The organism is Bacillus sp. 05T31 (assembly GCF_056396725.1).
This window is the reverse complement of the sequence record NZ_JBFTMA010001351.1, coordinates 1-476: the sequence shown is the minus strand read 5'-3', so window position 1 is coordinate 476 and position 476 is coordinate 1. Positions and strand designations below refer to the sequence as shown.

General features: G+C 30.5%; 1 protein-coding gene. It reads right to left on the bottom strand.

Annotation, left to right across the window (positions count from 1 at the left end; all coding sequences use genetic code 11):
- On the bottom strand, positions 1–217 hold a 217-nt coding region (locus AC1DJR_RS33265; RefSeq protein ID WP_477004596.1), incomplete at its 3' end, for a CNNM domain-containing protein.
- Positions 218–476 lie beyond the last annotated feature (259 nt).

Here is a 476-nt window from a genome sequence, read left to right as displayed (position 1 = left end):
GTCCTAAAGAGGTGATAGTAATGCCAAGCTGACAAGCGGATAAATAAACGTCTAAGTTAGATAAAACGCTTCTTGCAGCTAATGCTTGTTTATTACCTTCATTAGCAAGCTGGTCAATTCGACTTTTTCGTACTTTTACGACAGCGAATTCTGAAGCAACGAAAAAACCAGAAATAAGGATAAGTATAAAGATGAGAAAAATATTTAATATGTCCAAGTGTGTTCTTTATTCCTAATTTGGAATAAAGATGTCACCTCCTGTAATTATGTTATACTTTTATAATAAATCCAAATGAAAAGATTAGTCAAAGAAAATGGGTAAATAATGGTAGGTTTCTATAGTAGTTTTTTAATTTGCTGTTATTTTGTCCTCTATATAATAGGAATAACCGTCTACTTTTAATTTAAGTAGACGGTTATTCTATGTTATGGTTTCGAAATACTTCTAGTTAAAGTATACGTGTTTTGTTTAGAGT